The organism is Haemophilus sp. SZY H68, from assembly GCF_018829685.1.
In the GTDB taxonomy this organism is placed as follows: Bacteria; Pseudomonadota; Gammaproteobacteria; order Enterobacterales; family Pasteurellaceae; genus Haemophilus; species Haemophilus haemolyticus_K.
Map to the genome: position 1 here is coordinate 67,271 of NZ_JAHKKB010000002.1, position 19,827 is coordinate 87,097.

The window sequence follows — 19,827 nt, forward strand, 5'->3', positions numbered from 1 at the left end:
ATAATATCAAGGTTGAAAAATCTAAAAAATCAGTAATAATGGTTCGCATTTTCTTTTTATTAGGAACATTATGAAGTTTATTTACATTGTTTTAGGTTTTCTTTCTCTTGCACTTGGCATTATTGGAATTTTCCTTCCTATTTTACCTACCACGCCTTTTTTATTACTTACTTTATTTTTCTTTGCAAAAGGTTCAAAACGCTTAGAACAATGGTTTTTAGGCACAAGTATTTATCAAAAACATCTTAAGTCCTTTAATGAAAATCGATCATTAAAGAAAAATACCAAAATTTGCATTTTGAGTTTTGCGACAACCATGCTACTCATTGGCTTTTACTTTACGCCAAGCGTGGTGGGGAAAAGTATTATTGCGGTATTAATTTGCATTAAATTTTGGTTCTTTTTATTTTGGGTTAAAACCGAGAATGAATAATTTTCTAACTTTGTGCCAGCGAAGTGCGGTTATTTTTTCCATTATTTTTACAGTGGTGGCTTGTGATAAATTGGATAATCCCAAGCCTGTTTCGCCACAAGTTGAGGCACCGAAAAATATCCAATTAGAGCCCAACCGTGTTGAATTAAAACGTGGCGTTTATAGTGATCTTACTTTACAACCTTGGCAAGCACAAAGCGAAGAGCAAACGCAATTATTACGCGATCTTTTTGAAGGCTTAACGGCTTATGATGCGCAAGGTAATCTTGTTCCTGCCGTAGCAGAAAGCTGGCAAACTAAAGATAATAAAACGTGGATTTTCACTTTGCGTGAAAATGCCAAATGGTCAAATGGTGAAGCGGTGGCTGCCTCTGATTTTGTACAATCTTGGCAAGCGCTTTCTCAATCTGAAAGCCCGCTAAAAAATTATTTGGCTTTTATGAATCTGAAAAATGCGAAGTCAGTATTGGAAAAGACACTGGCGGTGGACTCACTTGGATTATTCGCCGAAAATGACCGCACTTTACGCATTGAATTAGATAAAGCATCGCCATATTTACCTTCTATGCTAGCGCACGTTAGCCTTTTACCTCACTATACAAAATCGACTAAAATGCTTATCAGCAATGGCGCCTATCAATTACAAAGTCAGGCTGAAAATCAGCACATTTTAACTGCCAATCCTAATTATTGGGCGAAAGAAAAAGTGATATTTCAGAAAGTGAAGTATCAAAAAATTGTAGCAGATACAGATTTGTCTGATTTTGATATTGTATTAAATCCACAAAAAACCGTTCAAAATATCCAAGATTATCCGCAACTTTGTACTTACTTTTATGAGTTTAATCTTGCCGATCCTATGTTGCAAAAAAGTGCGGTAAGAAAAGCGATTACTTCGATGGTTTCCACAAAAAATTTGGTTGCCGATATTGCTCATCTTCATCCTAGTAATACTTTTTTTCCAAAATCTATGCTAGGTGAACAAGAATCTGTTTGGGAGCCTGTTGTTGCAGAACAGCTTCTTTCCCAAAATCAAATTAGTGAAACTCATCCGTTGAAATTACGCATTCGTTATGATGATTCGTCTCTGAATCAAACCATTGCTACGCGATTAAATCGCCAATTATCACAATCAGATTTATTACGAGTTGAAAATCAAGGGATGAGTTGGCAAGAATTGCAAACAGCTCGCACAAAAGGCGATTTTCAATTAATTCGTTCTGGCTGGTGTGCTGATTTTAATGATCCCGTCGCTTTCTTAAATTTGTTCTATTCCAAAAGCCCTGATAACAAAAATGGCTATAAAAATGCAGAATTTGATCGTTTATTTGAAAGTGCAATGACGACGACATCTGAAAAAGTGCGGTTAGAAAATTACGCGAAATTGAAAGGGATAGTTCAACAAGAATATTTAGTGTTACCCATTTTTCAATATAGTACGCCAGTTTATCTTGCACCAAGTATAATGGGCGCGCAAGTAAATTCTGTTGGAACCATTTATAGTAAAGATTTATGGCGAAAGGTTAAAAATTAGTAATCTAGCTTGCAATCAAGGAAAGAATTCTTTAAGATTGGAGGCATTGGGGACAACTCCGACATCGTCCCCGTAGCGATTATCTTAGATAACTGTGCCTGAACAGCTAACTAAACAACAGATAATCAAGAAAATGAAAAAGAGCATTTTTTTCATTTTACTTACTCCTGATAAGCCCCGATCTTTGGAATACGAGACGGGGTTTCTCGTTTTTAGCAATATGCTAAAAAATCTTTTGATTATTCCGTGGCATAAAGTTTAAATAAAAAAGCCATACTGTTCAATACAACAGTATGGCTTTTTTAACATGTATTATTTTATTAAATAATCTCTTCTTGGCAATGTGGACAGGCCATTAAATGTTGTTCGTCATTGTTATGTACAATGTAATGACCCATTTTTTTCGCTTTTGTATCAAGATATTTTGTGTTGTAGCGGTTTTCGCCTACATTAAGCGGTACTCGTTCAACCACGTTGATACCTGCTTTTTTCATGGTTTCTACTTTTTCTGGGTTGTTGGTCATCAAGCGAACTTTTTTGACACCAAGTAGCTCGAACATATCGGCACAGACTTCAAAGTTGCGTTCATCTGCTTTGAAACCTAAAGCAAGATTAGCTTCAATCGTATCCATTCCGTTATCTTGTAAAGAATACGCGCGAATTTTATTAATCAAACCAATTCCGCGGCCTTCTTCACGATGATAAATTAAGACACCGCGACCTTCTTCTTGAATTTGTTTCAATGCTGTCGCTAGTTGGAAACCACAATCGCATTTTAAGCTGTGGAGCGCATCACCAGTTAAACATTCAGAATGGATGCGCGCTAATACAGGTTCATCCACATTAGAAATATCGCCCATCACTAAGGCTACGTGCTCTTTTTTAGTATCTGGAAATTCAAACCCCACCATTCTGAAAAGACCGTATTCAGTGGGTAAATTGGCTTGCGTAACTAACTGAATTTTTGCCATAAAGTGATCCTTATTCGTCATCATTTCTGCTAAAATGCGCGCGTTATTTTTTATTCTCAAGGGGCGAGCATGTTAAAAAGGCTGTCATTATATACGTTATTACTTTGTCTTGTACCATTTTTTATCTGGGGTATTTCCTATCAGTGGCATGGCAATAGCCAATTAACTGAAGCTGATTATTGGCTTTATTTACTCACCGAAACAGGAAGTGTACCTTATGCGTTGATCACCTGTGTGTTATTTGCGCTTTTGTTTGCGTTTTTATTCAAAAATCCAAAACAATGGATATTAGGTGTAATTGTGATGGGGATTTCAGTTATTGCTACTCAAGCTGCAAAAACGGGGGCAAAAGCATTATTTGAAGAACCTCGTCCGTTCACCGTTTATCTAGCTGAGCAAACTCATTCAACACCTGAAAACTTTTATAAAAATGACCGCACTTTGCGTGCAGAAATCGCTAAGGATTTTTATTCGATGGATGCCATCACGCCAGCTTGGTTAGTTCATCATTATGAAAATGAAACAGGGTATTCGTTTCCCTCAGGGCATACGATTTTTGCAGCAACTTGGCTGATGCTTGCTGTTGGCTTTACTCAATTATTAGGTAACCGTTCTTTTAAAGCAAAATTGCTGGTGGCGGGCATTGCGGTGTGGGGCTTATTGATGTTGATTAGCCGTGTGCGATTAGGCATGCATTACCCAATAGATTTATTGGTGGCGACATTACTGGCATGGTTGATTAATAGCATTATTTTTACTTTTTTAAAGAAAAAGGCGATCTTCGTCATAAAATAATGATTTAAGTGCGGTTAAAGTTTTTCCTAATTTTAACCGCACTTCTTTATAAAGGAGCAGACTATGTATTATGGTTTAGATATTGGTGGCACGAAAATAGAGCTTGCCGTATTCAATGAAAAATTAGAAAAATTATACTCTGAACGGGTACCAACACCTAAAACCGACTATGATGAATGGCTTAACACGATTGTAGATTTAGTGAATCGTGCTGATGAAAAGTTTGGTGAGATAAGCACCGTAGGTTTGGGCATACCAGGTTTTGTGAATCAACAAACTGGATTAGCCGAAATTACCAATATTCGTGTGGCAGATAATAAACCAATTTTACGCGATTTGTCTGCGCGTTTAGGGCGTGAAGTGCGGGCAGAAAATGATGCAAATTGTTTTGCGTTATCTGAAGCATGGGATGCGGAAAATCAGCAATATCCGACTGTACTTGGTTTAATTCTTGGGACTGGTTTTGGTGGCGGCTTTGTCCTAAATGGTAAAGTTCATTCAGGTCAAGTTGGAATGGCGGGAGAGCTTGGTCATTTACAACTAAATTATCATGCCTTGAAATTATTGGGATGGGATAAAGCCCCCATTTATCAATGCGGTTGTGGCAACAAGGCTTGTTTGGATAATTATCTGTCTGGTCGCGGTTTTGAAATGCTTTATCAAGATTTGAAAGGCGAAACATTATCTGCTCGTGAAATTATTGATTTGTTCTATCAAGGCAATGAAAGTGCGGTAGATTTTGTGAATCTTTTTGTTGAATTGGCGGCGATTTCTATTGGCAATATCATTACGGCATTTGATCCACATATGATTGTGTTAGGTGGTGGATTATCTAATTTTGATTACCTTTATGAGGCTTTACCAAAAGCATTACCGCCTCACTTGATGCGAACAGCAAAAGTGCCACCAATTAAAAAAGCGAAACACGGCGATTCTGGTGGCGTGCGAGGCGCGGCAGCGTTGTTCCTTTCAAAATAATCTTACTCTCGCCTATCCGATTGTTAGGATAGGCGATGTAAGAACGCATTTTTATTCAACTAACATATCCTGAAGTACTTCATCATATTACGTCTTAGTCAATTCGCACGATAACAAAAAAGTACGGCTATTATTCACCGCATTTTTATGCGCTGTACTACTCTTTCTTCAATAAGAAAATACCGTGATCAGATAAATTTACATAAGCTTGTTTTAAATCGGCATTAAAATCTTCTGGCTTACAATTCACCAATAAATCTTTTCCTGCCCAATTTGCGACGACTTCCCAATGGTTGCCCATATAAACCGCACTTTTAATCTCGCAACGTTGTGCATCACTGCCCTCTACAGCAAGATAAATTGCTTCTGGGCGAATACCTACTAAGCATTCACCATCGGGTAAATTAAACTGTGCAGCATCTTTTAAAGACACATGATAGCCATTAATATCCACCACACTATTTTCTAATTTCCCATCGAAAATACTGGATTCCCCCATAAAGTTAGCTAAGAACAAGGAATTTGGTCGGAGATAAAGCTCTTTCGCTGGCGCTTTTTGCATAATTTTACCTTTATGCATAACGATAACTTCATCAGATACAGCGAATGCTTCTGTTTGATCGTGTGTCACATAAAGCGAGGTAATGCCTAAACGTTGTTGCAATTCACGGATTTTTTCACGCATTGAACGACGTAAGTTTGCATCCAAATTACTTAATGGTTCATCAAACAATAGGACTTTAGGTTTCAATACTAAAGCACGAGCCAATGCGACACGTTGTTGTTGACCACCCGAAATTTGATCCACGAAACGGTCTTCAAACCCTGCTAAATCCACCAATTCTAAAGCTTCTTTTACACGTTGAGCACGTTCTTCTTTGCCAATGCCTTGCATTTTTAAACCGTAGCCCACGTTATCACCAATGCTCATATGCGGGAATAGCGCATAAGATTGGAAGACGATACAAATATCTCGATTTTGAATAGAGGATTTTGTTACGTCTTCGCCATCAATAAATATTTGACCTGATGTTGGATTTTCTAACCCCGCAACCAAACGCAATACGGTGGTTTTACCGCAACCTGACGGCCCTAACAATGTCACCATCGTGCCACGTTTGATCGTTAAATCCAAATTATCAATGACGACCGCTTTACCAAATGCTTTGGTGATATTTTTTAATACTAAGAAATCATTATTACTCATAATTTTTACCTACAACTTAACGAGTTAATTCATTTTTTTCGCTTTAGAACGAGAGATACGTGTATCACCTACAATCCAGTCGAAGAATAAAATAATTGCCATCATGACAACAATTAAGATTGAGCCGTACGCAATAGCAACACCGTATTCACCATCTTCAACGCGATTTAGGATATAAGCTGTTGCAACCCGAGTATCTGCTGTCACTAAGAATATAATTGCGCTCACTGTCGTCATTGCACGAACGAAGCTGGTAACAAGCGCTGAAAGCAATGCTGGTTTTAATAATGGCAAGACGATATACCATAAGGTTTTCCACGAACTTCCTTTTAAAGAAAGCGATGCTTCATCAAGAGATTTATCAAGCTGACCTAACCCTGCAATCGCTGCCCGCATACCAATTGGTAAGTCACGCATAACCATTGAAATAATCACGATAATACCAGTACCCGTAATATAAAGCGGTGCATTGTTGAAGGCTAAAATGTAAGATACCCCCGCCACTGTACCCGGCACGGCAAAGCAAAGCATGGTTAAGAACTCAAGGGATTTTTTACCTTGGAAATCTTTACGTACCACAATGTACGCAATCAATAATCCAAAGAATGCGGTTAATGGTGCGGCAATACCTGCATAGATTAAGGTATTAATCAGGGACGGCCATGCCCCATCGCTCAATCCTTGCCCGAATAACATGGCATAGTTTTTCAAGGTTAAAGTGTAGTCGACGCCCCAGTTTACCGTGAAACTTCCGTAGAAAATACTACCGTAAAGCGCCATATTAAAGATTACCCAGAATCCAAGCATGCCGATGATGGTATATTTCAAACCAGTTGGAAGATCTTGCACATCACCACGATAAGATTTACCTGAAACGGTGACATAAGAGCGGTTACCAATCCAAATGTATTGAATGATAAAAATCGCTAGAGAGAAAATTAATAATATTGAACCTAAGGTACTTGCTGATGCGTAATCTAATTGTGAACCCGCAATATAGAAATAAATCTGTGTTGCAATCACATCAAAGCTACCGCCCAATACCAATGGGTTACTAAAATCTGCAAGCGATTGGATAAATACAATTAAAAATGAGTTCGCCAATGCGGGGCGTAACAATGGAAAAATAATATTATAAAAAGTTTGATAGCGATTGGCTCGTAACGTATAAGAGGCTTCTTCAATAGAAGGATGTACGGATTTTAATGCGCCATCTAAAATCATAAAAGAAATAGGGGCAAATGCGAGAATTTGGGCAATCGCAATCCCATTAAAACCATAAAGCCAGTTATGATTGGTGAAACCAAAATTCGTACTTAAAAATTCGGTTACATAACCAGAACGGCCAAGCATTAAAGTTACCCCTAATCCCACAACAAATGGTGGCGTAACAATTGGCAAAATAGAGAAAATTTTTCCGATAAATGCCGTTCTACGAGCGATACGCGTGGTATAAAGCGCAAAGGCTAAACCAAATACAGTCGAAACTATGCCCACAAAACCCGATAAGAAAAGAGAATTGGTAATTACTCGAACAATATAGCTCTGCGTTAAAATTCGCATCACTTGTTGTGGCGCAAACGTATCACCGTCATAAAACATTGAAACGAAAATCGCCAATGTTGGATAAACGATAAAGAAGAAAATGAGCAAGATAATGCAAAGCAAAGAAGCGATGATAAACTTATCACCTTGCATCACTTTTAGTTTTGCTAATGAAAGTGTTGCTAATGCGGTATATCCCACAAGTAACACAATCACGGAATAGCCCATACTAATTTTGTACACCGTCGCACTGATAAACATAAACAGTACAGAAAGTGCGGTCAAAAATAGCTCTGTTTTTGCTTGGGTTTGCTGTGGCAATCTAAATAACGGCAAAGCACCATATACAATAACAGGCAGGAACCAAGCCCAAGTTAAATTGAAAGAAGCCCAGCCCATTGCATCTAAATATTCATCTGAAGTACTTTCAAACAAACCGTAATCAAGTGCATTGGAAGGCAGGAGCGCAAACGCCAACAAGGATAAAATAATCCAAAAATAAGCAGAATGCATTATGGAAAGTTTTTTTGCGTTCATACAACCTCGCATAAGGTAAAAAAACGAAGCGATATGCGACATATCACTTCGTTAGTGACATCATTATTTGGCTAATTTTACTTCATCAACCCATTTTGTGATTAAGCGTTTACGTAAATCAGTCGCACCGTATTTATCAAAATCATAGTTAATTAAATTAATAGATTTAAAATCTAACGCATAAGGCGATTGTTGTGCGGTGGTGTTCGTTAAAATGGAATACGCCTCACCTTTTTGCCAAGTTAATTCTTGCGCTTCTTTGGATAATGCCCAATCAACAAAAAGTTTCGCATTATCTAAATTACGCGCACCTTTAATAACACTCACACCGCCAATTTCATAACCGGTACCTTCACAAGGTACAACTAATTCTACTGGCGCGCCTTTCGCTTTTTCTAAAGAATATTCATGTAAGAAACCAATGCCAATTGCCGTTTCCCCACGCGCTGTATTACGTGTTGCCGTATTACCAGATTTGGTATATTGCGATACGTTTTTATTCAACTCTTTTAAGAATTTAAACGCCTCGTCTTCTCCCCAAAGTTGCATATAAGTGGCTAGCTGAGTGTAACCTGTACCAGAACTTTGTGGATCTGCGGCTTGAATTTCATTTTTGTAAATTGGGTTAGCTAAATCCTTCCAGCATTTTGGAATAGGTAAATTCAATTTTTTCAACCGTTCTGGATTTACCCCAAAACCTAACACGCCTAAATAAATGGCTGAAGAATAATTCCCTTTCATTTTGGCTGGATCACGGAATTTTTCTACGATCTGAGGAAGATTGGATGATTTATAAGGTTCTAATAACCCCATTTCCCCTGCTTGAGAATGAGGATCCATTGTTCCACCATACCAAACATCGCCTTGTGGATTATCTTTTTCAGCATCAATTTTTGCTAAAATGGTTCCCGTGCCACCACGAATAAAACTTGTTTTAACATCAAATTTTTTCTCAAATGCCATCGCTTCTTGCTCGCACATCGTATTTTGCGCGCTGCAATAAATGACTAAGCGTCCTTTTGCAAAAGATGGATTACTTAACACCAATCCACTTAGCATCACTCCAGACAAGGTTACTGCGATTTTTGATAGTTTCATCAGATTATAACTCCCTTATGAATGAAAATTTTGCAATCTCTTAGAGGGAAACGAAATCACATTAAAAATACGAAAAAGTGCGGTCAAAAAATTCAGTATTTTTTACCGCACTTATTCACCGCTATTTCGCCAATTTAACTTCTTGTACCCATTTTTCAATTAAGGCTTTACGTTGTTCTGTTGCACCGTATTTTTCAAAGTCATAATTGATTAATTTGAGTTTATTTGGGTCAAACGCGGTTGGTGATTGTTCTGCAGTCGTGTTAGTTAAGATTTGTAAAGAATCCCCTTGTTTCCAAGCTAATTCTTGACCTTCTTTTGATAAAGCCCAATCGACGAATAATTTTGCATTATCAATATTACGCGCACCTTTTAAGATACTCACGCCACCTAACTCATAACCGGTTCCTTCGCAAGGTACGACTAATTCTAACGGAGCACCATTGCGTTTTTCTAATGCATAATCGTGTAAGAAACCGACCCCAATTGTCGCTTCACCGCGCGCAGAGTTACGTGATGGCGTAATACCCGATTTAGTATATTGAGAAACGTTAGGATGTAATGCTTTTAGGAAATCGAATGCCTCTTTTTCGCCCCATAATTGAACAAAAGTTGCCAATGCCGTGTAAGCTGTACCCGCACTTTGAGGGTCTGCAATTTGAACTTCGCCTTTTAAGCGAGGATCTGTTAGGTCTTTCCAGCATTTCGGCACTTCTTTAATGCCTAATTTTGCCAAACGTTCAGTATTCACACCAAAACCTAAGATCCCCATATAAATTGAGGAAACATAGTGACCTTTTGTTTTCGCAGGATCGCGGAAACGTTCCACAATTTCATCAATGTGTTTAGATTTATAAGGTTCAATTAAGCCTAATTCAGCCGCTTGTGCTTGAGGGTCAAAGGTACCACCAAACCAAACATCCGCTTGAGGGTTATTTTTTTCAGCTTCAACTTTAGCAAAAGTACTGCCTGAACCATTACGAATAAAGGATGTTTTCACATCATATTTTTCGCCAAATGCTTTTGTAGTCGTTTCGCACAAAATATTGGTTGCACTACAGTACACAACTAAACGACCTTTAGCATTAGCAGAACCAGAAATAGCCAAGCCCGCAGCTAAAAGTGCGGCAGAAACAGAAAGAGAAATTTTGTTGAATTTCATAATAAATACTCCTTATTGGATAGAATGTTTGAATCCTACTCGAAAAGAGGAAGTAATACCGTGATGAAGTTCACAGTTTTAAAAATTCAAGTAAAAAAATAAACGTGAAATTCACCGCACTTTTCTTTATAATTCATCAAATTTTTCTATACCTCGCAAAACTATGTCAGATTCTTGTATCATCATCGCCATCACTGGCGCATCCGCATCAGGAAAAAGTTCTATCGCCTCTACCGTTCACAAAGAACTCTGTAATGAATTAGGCTGCCAAGAAATTGGGATTATTGCCGAAGACAGTTACTACAAAGATCAAAGCCATTTAGAAATGAGCGAACGCATAAAAACAAATTACGACCATCCAAGCTCAATGGATCGCGATTTGCTCATTCAACATTTAAAAGATTTAAAATCAGGAAAATCGGTTGATGTGCCTGTTTATAGCTACGTTGATCATACTCGTACAGGTGAAACCACAACATTTACACCAAAACGTATTGTGATTTTAGAAGGGATTTTACTGCTTACTGATGAACGTGTTCGTCAACTTGCGGATATCTCCGTATTCGTGGATACACCATTAGACATTTGTTTTATTCGCCGTTTACAACGTGATATGGAAGAACGCGGTCGTTCCCTACAATCGGTTATTGATCAATATCGTGCAACCGTGCGCCCAATGTTCTTACAATTTATAGAGCCATCTAAACAATATGCGGATATTGTCATTCCTCGCGGAGGTAAAAACCGTATTGCAATCAATATGTTAAAAGCTCAAATCCTTCATTTATTGAATCAAAAATAGGAAATCTTATGCGTCTTTGCGATACTGATATTGAACGCTATCTCGATGATGGCATTATTTCTTTAACGCCACGTCCAAATAATGACAAAATCAACGGCGCGACGATTGATGTTCGCTTAGGTAATTCTTTCCGCGTATTTCGTGAACATTCTGCGCCTTTCATTGATTTAAGTGGCCCGAAAGAAGAAGTGTCCGCCCAGCTTGAATCGGTGATGAGCGATGAAATTATTGTGCCTGAAGGCGAAGCATTTTTCTTACATCCAGGTACTTTAGCATTAGCAACTACACTTGAATCGGTGAAATTACCCGCCAATATTATCGGTTGGTTAGATGGTCGATCTTCTTTAGCGCGTTTAGGCTTAATGGTACACGTCACGGCACACCGTATTGATCCAGGTTGGGAAGGAAGAATCGTGTTAGAATTTTATAATTCAGGGAAATTACCATTAGCATTACGTCCAAACATGGTGATTGGTGCATTAAGCTTTGAAATATTAAGTGGCGAAGCGAAACGACCATACAGTAGCCGCAAAGATGCAAAATATAAAAATCAACAAAGTGCGGTTGCGAGTCGAATTGACGAAGACAAGGAATAATCGATGAAAAAGCTCGCGCTTGGCTTAGGGATCGTCGCTTTGGCGATCTTTTCTTTTTTGTATATCCAACTTTATCGAGTACAAAATTCCATCGATAAACAACTAGCACAACAAAATATTACGGTTCAATCAGTCAATCTATCTCTATTTCCACCCGCACTTTCTCTCGAGAAAGTTCAGTCTGAACAATTTTCTGTGCAAAAGATCGAAAGTCAATTCAACCTTTTGCCACTTTTTTACGGTAATATTAACCTTTCCTCACTTCAACTTAAACAGCTCAAATTAAGCAATAAAGCACAAAATCTAGCCGATATAAAAATGCATTTTTCAGCGCTTTCTTTAACGCAATTATTGGCAAAAAAAATAATTTTAAATGGTAATAATCAAATATCTATTAAGTTAGAAAAACCATTTTATGGGAAAAATAAAATCTTTGATTTTACTTTTACTAAAGCTAATATTGACCTCTCTAATGAAAAATCATCGATCATTCAGTTTGTCAATGCCAAATTAAATAATCAATCACTTGGTTATATTGAAGCTCATGGTGATTTTAACAAGCCATTAAAACGGCTTGTTACCTATATCAAACCACAATGTGATAATAATTGTTTAGCTGTAGTTAATTATCAGGGTGTGGGTGATCAAAGCATGATCAATTTTTCTGGTAAGGATTTTCCTGTCAAGCCATTGCTTAGCTTATTGAGCTTTCCTGAAGCCTTGAGTGGTTACACTGATTTTAAAATCAATTTAGGTTTTAAAAATTCTGAAATAACACAAGGAAAATTCAATTTTCAGGCAAAAAATGGCGAAATTATCGGTATAAATTTGTTAGATATTGTCTCACAATATTTCCCGATTAATTACAGCAATGATTTATTAGCGAATAAAGAATTAAATACACAGTTTGAACAATTTCAAATACAACTCTCACTGTTAAAAGATCAATTAAATGCTGAAAAATTTGAATTAAAAACCCCCACACTTTTGGGAAGTGGTACGGGGGTTGTCTCATTAAATCAAATGCAATGTGATATAAATCTTACAGTACGTTCTATAAATAAAAATTATCAAAATCTTATCTTACCAATCCGATTCTTTGGGGATTGTTATTCACCTCAATATAAATTTAATTTTACAAAAGAATTTCGTCATCAACTCATAGACATCATAAAAGAGAAGCTACATTAATGTCATCACTAAATATAAGAAAAATTCAATTATGGCGAGTCCTATTAATGGCATTCGCAGGGTTTATTTTTAATACAACTGAATTCGTCCCTGTTGCAATGTTAAGTGATATAGCAACCAGTTTTGATATGCAAACTGCCGATACAGGACTAATGATGACTGTATATGCCTGGACAGTACTTATTGTATCTCTTCCAGCAATGCTTCTAACAGGTGAAATGGAGCGGAAAAATTTACTTACCAAGCTCTTTATTATTTTCATCATAGGGCATATTTTATCTGTTATAGCATGGAATTTCTGGATTCTACTTATTGCTCGAGTTTGCATTGCTATTGCCCATTCTGTCTTCTGGTCTATTACGGCTTCACTTGTGATGCGAATCGCACCGAAAGATAAAAAGACACAAGCGCTAGGAATGCTTGCTATAGGAACATCCCTTGCAACAATTTTAGGGCTGCCTATTGGAAGAATTATAGGACAGCTCGTAGGCTGGCGTGTTACTTTCGGAATTATTGCGCTTTTAGCATTCTTCGTTATGCTATTAATAATTCAACTCTTACCAAAATTACCAAGTAAAAACGCAGGTTCTATTGCAAGCTTACCAATACTCGCTAAGCGTCCATTACTCATTGGACTTTATATCGCCACAATGCTGATTGTTGCCGCACATTTTACAGCTTATACTTATATTGAGCCTTTTATGATTGAAATAGGCCATTTGGATCCAAATTTTGCAACTTTTGTACTTCTTATTTTTGGTATATCTGGCATTTTAGCTAGCCTTTTATTCAATCGATTACACCGTTTTGGCCCTACTAAATTTGTTGTTGTCGCAATGGCTTTGCAAAGCCTTTCTCTCTTACTATTACTCCTTTCAACAGAATATATCATCACAATGCTTGCTCTTTCTTTTCTTTGGGGAATTGGTGTTGGTTGTATTGGTCTTGCTTTACAAATACGCGTATTAAGACTTGCACCTGATGCAACAGATGTGGCTACGGCTATTTACTCTGGTATTTATAATGCAGGTATCGGCACTGGGGCATTATTTGGAAATCTTGTGGCAACCCATATAGGGCTAGACAAAATTGGCTATATTGGCGCAATGTTAGGATTATGTAGTCTTATTCTTTTTATTGGGTCACATTTAAAATATCGTCATACATTTCTCTCTAAATAATTGAAGCCCTGAATATTCAACAAAAAATAACCGCACTTTAATTTCTCAAAGTGCGGTTAAATATTTCAAGATTTCAATTAGCCGTGATAACGCCCTACACCTAATTCATCTTCTTTACGTGTACGATTCATCACTTCTTGTGGAGACTGCGCAATACGTAATCCCATTTCATCTTCAGTACGCACCACTTCACCACGTAGAGAATTGGTATAAACATCAGTGATTTTCACGTCCACAAATTTTCCAATCATTTCTGGAGAACCTTGGAAATTGACAATACGATTCGTTTCAGTACGTCCCGTTAATTCCATGATGTCTTTCTTCGATGGCCCTTCAACTAATACGCGTTGTTCTGTGCCAAGCATGCGACGGCTAAATTGTGCGGCTTGTTGATTAATACGCTCCTGTAACACATAAAGGCGCTGTTTCTTTTCATCTTCCGTTACATCATCTGGCATATCTGCAGCAGGTGTACCTGGTCGGGCTGAGTACACAAAACTAAAGCTCATATCAAAGTTCACTTGTGCAATCAAATTCATAGTTTGCTCAAAATCTTCCGCCGTTTCACCAGGGAAACCAACAATAAAGTCAGAGCTGATTTGAATATCTGGGCGCACAGCACGAAGTTTACGAATAATAGATTTATATTCTAATGCTGTATGACCACGTTTCATCATCGTTAATACACGATCAGAACCTGCTTGGACTGGAAGATGTAAGAAACTCACCAATTCAGGCGTATCACGATATACATCAATAATATCATCTGTAAATTCTATTGGATGACTAGTTGTGAAACGTAAACGGTCAATACCATCGATAGAGGCTACGAGACGAAGCAGCTCAGCAAAGCTACAAATTTGACCATCATGTGTCGGACCACGATAAGCATTCACGTTTTGACCAAGTAAGTTAACCTCACGCACACCTTGATCCGCAAGTTGCGCAATTTCAAATAAGACATCATCCACAGGACGGCTGACTTCTTCACCGCGTGTATAAGGTACAACACAGAAAGTACAGTATTTATTACAGCCTTCCATAATCGAAACGAATGCTGTTGGACCTTCTGCACGAGGTTCAGGTAAGCGGTCAAATTTCTCAATTTCAGGGAAACTTACATCTACGACGGAACTTTTACCACCACGAATTTGGTTAATCATTTCAGGCAAGCGGTGCAGAGTTTGTGGACCAAAAATAATATCTACATAAGGCGCACGATGGCGAATATGTTCCCCTTCTTGAGAAGCCACACAGCCGCCCACACCAATCACTAAATTTGGATTATTTTTCTTTAATTCTTTCCAACGACCAAGTTGGTGGAAAACTTTTTCTTGTGCTTTTTCACGAATAGAACAGGTATTCAATAATAATACGTCTGCTTCTTCAGGAATTTCGGTAAGCTCTAATCCATGAGTACTTAATAAAAGATCTGCCATTTTAGATGAATCGTATTCATTCATCTGGCAGCCCCAAGTTTTAATATGTAATTTTTGAGTCATTTTCTACAATATCGTCAGGTGTTATAAATAATTAGTCGAATAAAGCGGTCGGCTATTTTACAGGCTTGCAATAATTCTGGCTAGTAAATATTCGGTGAAAAAAAACATCAAAAATAAACCGCACTTTCGTGACAAGCAAAAAGTGCGGTTTAATTCAGCGCAATTTTTAATTACTTCACCAATCCGCCACTGGCTTGTAAATCAGCGTGATAAGAAGAACGAACAAATGGTCCACAAGCCGCATGTTCAAAGCCCATTTCATTGGCTTTCTCACGGAATTCATCAAATTCGCTTGGAGGAACATAACGCACAACAGGTAAATGATGGCGGCTAGGTTGAAGATATTGCCCCAATGTGAGCATTGTCACACCGTTATCACGTAAATCTTGCATGACTTGTAAAATCTCTTCATTAGTTTCTCCTAATCCTACCATTAAACCAGATTTAGTTGGGATATTCGGGAACATTTCTTTAAATTCACGTAATAATTTAAGTGACCATTCGTAATCCGCCCCAGGACGAATCTCTTTATATAGGCGGGGCACGTTTTCTAAATTATGGTTAAAGACATCTGGCGGATTATCTTTTAATTTTTCCAATGCCTGTGTAATACGACCACGGAAATCAGGCACTAAAATTTCAATCTTAATATTAGGATTAAGCTCACGCACAGCTTTTACACATTCTGCAAAATGACCCGCGCCACGATCAGGCAAATCATCGCGATCCACCGATGTAATCACCACATATTTAAGTTTCATATCTTGGATAGTTTCAGCCAATTTTTGTGGCTCTTCAGGATCGGGCGGTAATGGTTTTCCATGCGCAACATCACAGAACGGACAACGGCGCGTACAAATCGCACCTAAAATCATAAAAGTTGCCGTTCCATGATTAAAACATTCGTGTAAATTTGGACAAGATGCTTCTTCACACACGGAATGCAAACCATGACGACGCATTCCATTTTTGATGCTTTCAATTTTAAGTGAATTTGCCGGAAGTTTAATTTTCATCCATTCAGGCTTTTTCAATAGCTCTTGGTTTGGATCAATATTTTTTACTGGAATAATCGACGTTTTTGCCGCATCGCGATATTTTACACCGCGTTCCATTTTGAAAGGCGTTGACATAAGCGTTCCTAAATAAAAATGCCCAAATAGGGCATTTTTGATCATTAAATATTACAAATTTGTTACATTATAGCCCAAAAGCTCGGCAAAGTGTTTAATTAATTTTGGTGAAACCTTATCGCAATTAGCTTCATCTTGATTAACAAAATCCGCTAATTGGCACATTTCAAGACCAGCATAGCCGCATGGATTAATATAATGAAATGGATTCAGATCCATATTGATATTCAATGCTAGCCCGTGAAAAGAGCACCCACGACGAATACGCAGTCCAAGAGAACAAATCTTTTTTCCATCCACATACACGCCTGGTGCATCAGGTTTTGGATAGCTTTCAATACCATATTCAGCTAAAGTTTTTACCACCGTTTGTTCAAGTGCGGTAACTAATTGACGCACATTTAAATTCTCATGACGCTTAATATCAATGAGCACATACATCACTTGCTGACCGGGTGCATGATAGGTTATTTGCCCACCACGATCCGATTGCACTACAGGTATTTCACTACGTTGTAAAAGATGCTCTGGTTTACCTGCTTGCCCTTGGGTAAATACAGGAGGATGTTGCACCAGCCAAATTTCGTCTTGCGTTTCCGCGGTACGACTATCTGTAAAATTCTGCATTTTATGCCAAATTTCTTGATAATCTTGCAACCCTAACTGACGAACGATAAGGGAATTATTCATGCTAGATAACCATTTTTACGCCTTCAACTTTAGCAAGTTCTTTATAAAGTGTTTCTACCTGCTCAAAGTTTTCAGCAATAATGTCGATTGAAACCGAATTATAGGTACCTTTACTACTCCGTTTTTCCTTAGGAATATAATCGCCTTTAATATATTTTTGAACGACTTGAATTAGATCTTGCGCTAACCCCTCGCGATTAATTCCAGCAACTTTAAATGTCATTTTTGCTGGAAATTCCATTAATTCTTTAAGTTTTGCGTAATCATTTTCTGTTGTCATATTATTTCCCAATAATAAAAATGATGTGTGGATAGTACACCACCCACACATTACGAATGCCTCAATTAAAAATGAAAAAAGTGCGGTAAATTTCTGGCATATTTTATGCAAATAAGCCTTTTACAGTGAGCACGAGCCAATCCCAAGCTTTTCCGAAAATACCAGCTTCGCCCACTTCATCCATCACTTGTAAGTTTACCGCAGCAATATCTTTACCTTCTAATTGATAAATGACTTTACCAACGACTTGGCCTTTTGCTAAAGGCGCTTGTAAGTTTTTACTTTCTAACTCATATCGAGCTTTAAGCTCATTTTGTTTGCCTTTCGGAACAGTGATAAAACTATCTTGTAAGGTTCCTAATTTCACACTACCTTTATTACCGTAATAAACAGGTTGTTCTAAAACTTCTTTGCCTGCCTCTAACGTTTTAAATGTTTCGAAATTAGCAAAGCCCCATTGTAAAAGTTTTTTACTTTCTACTTCACGACCTTTGTAAGTTGGCACACCCATTACTACAGAAATTAAACGCATATTGTTTGGTGTAGTCGCTGAAGCAACTAAGTTATATCCTGCTTGGCTAGTATGCCCGGTTTTCATTCCATCAACATTAATGGTTTTATCCCATAATAAACCATTACGGTTAGGCTGTTTAATTTTATTAAATGTAAAATCTTTTTCTGAGTAAATTTTATATTCTTCAGGTAAATCACGAATAATATGTGCTCCAATAAGCGCCATATCACGAGCAGAAGAATATTGATTAGGATCATCCAAACCATGCGGCGTGGTGAAATTTGTATTTTTCAAACCAAATTGTTGAACATATTTGTTCATTGTTTCTACAAAATTCGGTACATTGCCGGAGATATGTTCAGCTAATGCTATTGTTGCATCATTACCTGATACCACAATCACTCCACGATTCAAATCAGCCACTGACACCTGTGTATTTAAATCTAAAAACATTTTTGATGAGTCAGGGAAATTACGCCCCCACGCACTCTGACCGATAGTTACCATATCGGTATTGTGAATTTTACCCTGTTTTAAAGCGCTCCCTACCACATAACTTGTCATCATTTTTGTTAATGATGCAGGATATTGGCGCTGATCCGGATTAAGTGCGGTTAGAATCGCACCTGAATTGTAATCCATCAATACATAAGTTTGCGCTGTAATCTGTGGTGGTGTTATGCCATATTGCATATCTTCTGCAGAAGCAGAAAAAGTTACACTTGCCACTAATCCTGATAAAATTAAAATTCTTGTTGTTTTCGTTAACATAATGCATTCCTACAATAACTTAGTTTTTATATGTATAAACAATTAATGGCTTATTGCTCACCATTTTTTGTAATTGGCTTCTAACCTGAGTCAGTTGTTCCTTATTATCAAAAGGTCCAATATGAATTTCATATTTACTTCCAGCACGATTGACTTCAGTTTTCACATTTTCCAAAGATAATTGTGTGATCAACTTATCAGCCTGACTACGTGAAGTTAGCTCAAGCATTTTTAATCTATAACTATCTTTTTCAGAGATATTTTTTGCGGCTATCTGGCTGACTAATATATTTTTATTTAATCCCAAACGTTCTGCAGCCTCTTTTGTTTTAGCATGCATTGCTAAAGTTTTGGTTGCAGCCCCTGACAATTGTCCATTTTTCGCTACATGTAAAGCCTCAATTCTTACTTGTCCTGTTCCTCGAGCAATTAACCCTAATTCCTTAGCCGCCGCATGAGAAAGATCAATTAAACGTTTATCACTAAAAGGTCCTCGATCGTTAATACGTACAATCACTTTTCGATTATTATGTAAATTCGTCACCAAGGCATAAGAATTGATTGGAAGCGTTTTATGTGCTGCAGTAAATAGAGATGAATTATAAATATCTCCGCTTGCAGTTTTGTTTCCGTTAAACTTTAAATGATAATAACTAGCTAAACCCTCTTTACTGTAATTTTTTGCTTCATCAGCATCTTTTGTTGTATATATTTTTCCTTTCACAGAATACGCATTGGGAGCGGGAACAGTCGTAGCAATAGATAATTTATCGCCTTGAATACCATACATTTTCTGAGGATCCGCTTGTGATGGAAAAGTCGTCACTAATACAAAAAATGCAAATGCGGTTAAATTTAATAACATTTTTAATTTCATACGTCTCTCATTCTTTTATTTCATACTTAT

19 protein-coding genes are annotated in these 19,827 nt (G+C 37.5%); 8 read left to right on the top strand and 11 right to left on the bottom strand.

Features of this window, described 5'->3' with window-relative positions:
• The first annotated feature begins 70 nt into the window (after positions 1-70).
• Positions 71-433 (top strand): YbaN family protein, encoded by a 363-nt coding sequence (locus KP712_RS04215; protein ID WP_065265262.1) that lies wholly within the window; start codon positions 71-73, stop codon positions 431-433.
• Positions 426-1,967, top strand: coding sequence for a peptide ABC transporter substrate-binding protein (locus KP712_RS04220; protein WP_111407505.1), 1,542 nt, complete (start codon positions 426-428; stop codon positions 1,965-1,967). The genes KP712_RS04215 and KP712_RS04220 overlap by 8 nt, the downstream gene beginning before the upstream one ends.
• A 320-nt stretch (positions 1,968-2,287) precedes the next feature.
• Here the strand turns inward: KP712_RS04220 and ribA are convergent, their stop codons facing one another.
• Positions 2,288-2,938 carry a GTP cyclohydrolase II gene (ribA, locus tag KP712_RS04225; RefSeq protein ID WP_111407506.1) on the bottom strand — a complete coding sequence of 217 codons (651 nt, stop codon included), beginning with the start codon at positions 2,936-2,938 and terminating at the stop codon, positions 2,288-2,290.
• 69 nt (positions 2,939-3,007) lie between these two features.
• Here ribA and KP712_RS04230 point away from each other — a divergent pair, with 69 nt between their 5' ends.
• Both KP712_RS04230 and nagK read left to right on the top strand, forming a co-directional pair.
• Complete coding sequence (locus KP712_RS04230; RefSeq protein ID WP_048953785.1) at positions 3,008-3,733, top strand: phosphatase PAP2 family protein; 726 nt, start codon at positions 3,008-3,010, stop codon at positions 3,731-3,733.
• A 63-nt stretch (positions 3,734-3,796) separates the two neighbouring features.
• Complete coding sequence (gene nagK / locus KP712_RS04235; RefSeq protein WP_048953787.1) at positions 3,797-4,711, top strand: N-acetylglucosamine kinase; 915 nt, start codon at positions 3,797-3,799, stop codon at positions 4,709-4,711.
• 157 nt (positions 4,712-4,868) lie between these two features.
• Here the strand turns inward: nagK and fbpC are convergent, their stop codons facing one another.
• The 4 genes from fbpC to KP712_RS04255 form a co-directional block, all read right to left on the bottom strand.
• A complete protein-coding gene (fbpC, locus tag KP712_RS04240; protein ID WP_048953788.1) occupies positions 4,869-5,918 on the bottom strand; it encodes a ferric ABC transporter ATP-binding protein in 1,050 nt (349 codons plus the stop codon).
• A gap of 24 nt (positions 5,919-5,942) precedes the next feature.
• Positions 5,943-8,000 (bottom strand): iron ABC transporter permease, encoded by a 2,058-nt coding sequence (locus KP712_RS04245; RefSeq protein WP_048953949.1) that lies wholly within the window; start codon positions 7,998-8,000, stop codon positions 5,943-5,945.
• Positions 8,001-8,063: 63 nt separating this feature from the next.
• The gene (locus tag KP712_RS04250) at positions 8,064-9,098 is read right to left on the bottom strand and encodes an ABC transporter substrate-binding protein (protein WP_005627956.1); all 1,035 of its coding nucleotides are present in this window, start codon (positions 9,096-9,098) and stop codon (positions 8,064-8,066) included.
• A gap of 121 nt (positions 9,099-9,219) precedes the next feature.
• The gene (locus KP712_RS04255; RefSeq protein WP_005668523.1) at positions 9,220-10,260 is read right to left on the bottom strand and encodes an ABC transporter substrate-binding protein; all 1,041 of its coding nucleotides are present in this window, start codon (positions 10,258-10,260) and stop codon (positions 9,220-9,222) included.
• Positions 10,261-10,423: 163 nt separating this feature from the next.
• On the opposite strand from KP712_RS04255, the gene udk reads away from it, so the two are divergent.
• Genes udk through KP712_RS04275 form a run of 4 tightly spaced genes read left to right on the top strand, consistent with a single transcriptional unit; the run spans position 10,424 to position 14,030 of the window.
• Positions 10,424-11,062, top strand: coding sequence for a uridine kinase (udk, locus tag KP712_RS04260; protein WP_005627960.1), 639 nt, complete (start codon positions 10,424-10,426; stop codon positions 11,060-11,062).
• An 8-nt stretch (positions 11,063-11,070) separates the two neighbouring features.
• The gene (gene dcd / locus KP712_RS04265; RefSeq protein ID WP_005637479.1) at positions 11,071-11,658 is read left to right on the top strand and encodes a dCTP deaminase; all 588 of its coding nucleotides are present in this window, start codon (positions 11,071-11,073) and stop codon (positions 11,656-11,658) included.
• Between the two features lie 3 nt (positions 11,659-11,661).
• Positions 11,662-12,849, top strand: a complete 1,188-nt coding sequence (locus KP712_RS04270; RefSeq protein ID WP_048953790.1) for a hypothetical protein — start codon at positions 11,662-11,664, stop codon at positions 12,847-12,849.
• Complete coding sequence (locus KP712_RS04275; RefSeq protein WP_111407507.1) at positions 12,849-14,030, top strand: sugar transporter; 1,182 nt, start codon at positions 12,849-12,851, stop codon at positions 14,028-14,030. The genes KP712_RS04270 and KP712_RS04275 overlap by 1 nt, the downstream gene beginning before the upstream one ends.
• Before the next feature lie 77 nt (positions 14,031-14,107).
• Here KP712_RS04275 and miaB read toward each other — a convergent pair whose 3' ends face one another.
• The 6 genes from miaB to KP712_RS04305 all read right to left on the bottom strand — a co-directional run bounded on the left by miaB (position 14,108) and on the right by KP712_RS04305 (position 19,797).
• Complete coding sequence (miaB, locus tag KP712_RS04280; RefSeq protein WP_005630294.1) at positions 14,108-15,532, bottom strand: tRNA (N6-isopentenyl adenosine(37)-C2)-methylthiotransferase MiaB; 1,425 nt, start codon at positions 15,530-15,532, stop codon at positions 14,108-14,110.
• Positions 15,533-15,702: 170 nt separating this feature from the next.
• On the bottom strand, positions 15,703-16,665 hold the full coding sequence (gene lipA / locus KP712_RS04285) for a lipoyl synthase (RefSeq protein WP_111407508.1): 963 nt from the start codon (positions 16,663-16,665) through the stop codon (positions 15,703-15,705).
• Positions 16,666-16,716: 51 nt separating this feature from the next.
• Positions 16,717-17,355: a lipoyl(octanoyl) transferase LipB gene (lipB, locus tag KP712_RS04290; RefSeq protein ID WP_111407509.1), complete on the bottom strand. Its 639-nt coding sequence runs from the start codon at positions 17,353-17,355 to the stop codon at positions 16,717-16,719.
• Position 17,356: 1 nt separating this feature from the next.
• Positions 17,357-17,635, bottom strand: a complete 279-nt coding sequence (gene ybeD, locus KP712_RS04295; protein WP_006995721.1) for a DUF493 family protein YbeD — start codon at positions 17,633-17,635, stop codon at positions 17,357-17,359.
• Positions 17,636-17,738: 103 nt separating this feature from the next.
• The gene (locus KP712_RS04300; RefSeq protein WP_111407510.1) at positions 17,739-18,920 is read right to left on the bottom strand and encodes a D-alanyl-D-alanine carboxypeptidase family protein; all 1,182 of its coding nucleotides are present in this window, start codon (positions 18,918-18,920) and stop codon (positions 17,739-17,741) included.
• Between the two features lie 19 nt (positions 18,921-18,939).
• Complete coding sequence (locus tag KP712_RS04305) at positions 18,940-19,797, bottom strand: septal ring lytic transglycosylase RlpA family protein (protein WP_111407511.1); 858 nt, start codon at positions 19,795-19,797, stop codon at positions 18,940-18,942.
• Positions 19,798-19,827 lie beyond the last annotated feature (30 nt).

Coding starts and splice junctions, on each gene's coding strand:
- dcd (WP_005637479.1), top strand. CDS start 11,071: ATGCGTCTTTGCGATACTGATATTGAACGCTATCTCGATGATGGCATT.
- ybeD (WP_006995721.1), bottom strand. CDS start 17,635: ATGACAACAGAAAATGATTACGCAAAACTTAAAGAATTAATGGAATTT.
- fbpC (WP_048953788.1), bottom strand. CDS start 5,918: ATGAGTAATAATGATTTCTTAGTATTAAAAAATATCACCAAAGCATTT.
- KP712_RS04250 (WP_005627956.1), bottom strand. CDS start 9,098: ATGAAACTATCAAAAATCGCAGTAACCTTGTCTGGAGTGATGCTAAGT.
- ribA (WP_111407506.1), bottom strand. CDS start 2,938: ATGGCAAAAATTCAGTTAGTTACGCAAGCCAATTTACCCACTGAATAC.
- nagK (WP_048953787.1), top strand. CDS start 3,797: ATGTATTATGGTTTAGATATTGGTGGCACGAAAATAGAGCTTGCCGTA.
- KP712_RS04305 (WP_111407511.1), bottom strand. CDS start 19,797: ATGAAATTAAAAATGTTATTAAATTTAACCGCATTTGCATTTTTTGTA.
- KP712_RS04270 (WP_048953790.1), top strand. CDS start 11,662: ATGAAAAAGCTCGCGCTTGGCTTAGGGATCGTCGCTTTGGCGATCTTT.
- lipB (WP_111407509.1), bottom strand. CDS start 17,355: ATGAATAATTCCCTTATCGTTCGTCAGTTAGGGTTGCAAGATTATCAA.
- lipA (WP_111407508.1), bottom strand. CDS start 16,665: ATGTCAACGCCTTTCAAAATGGAACGCGGTGTAAAATATCGCGATGCG.
- miaB (WP_005630294.1), bottom strand. CDS start 15,532: ATGACTCAAAAATTACATATTAAAACTTGGGGCTGCCAGATGAATGAA.
- KP712_RS04220 (WP_111407505.1), top strand. CDS start 426: ATGAATAATTTTCTAACTTTGTGCCAGCGAAGTGCGGTTATTTTTTCC.
- KP712_RS04275 (WP_111407507.1), top strand. CDS start 12,849: ATGTCATCACTAAATATAAGAAAAATTCAATTATGGCGAGTCCTATTA.
- KP712_RS04245 (WP_048953949.1), bottom strand. CDS start 8,000: ATGAACGCAAAAAAACTTTCCATAATGCATTCTGCTTATTTTTGGATT.
- udk (WP_005627960.1), top strand. CDS start 10,424: ATGTCAGATTCTTGTATCATCATCGCCATCACTGGCGCATCCGCATCA.
- KP712_RS04255 (WP_005668523.1), bottom strand. CDS start 10,260: ATGAAATTCAACAAAATTTCTCTTTCTGTTTCTGCCGCACTTTTAGCT.
- KP712_RS04300 (WP_111407510.1), bottom strand. CDS start 18,920: ATGTTAACGAAAACAACAAGAATTTTAATTTTATCAGGATTAGTGGCA.
- KP712_RS04230 (WP_048953785.1), top strand. CDS start 3,008: ATGTTAAAAAGGCTGTCATTATATACGTTATTACTTTGTCTTGTACCA.
- KP712_RS04215 (WP_065265262.1), top strand. CDS start 71: ATGAAGTTTATTTACATTGTTTTAGGTTTTCTTTCTCTTGCACTTGGC.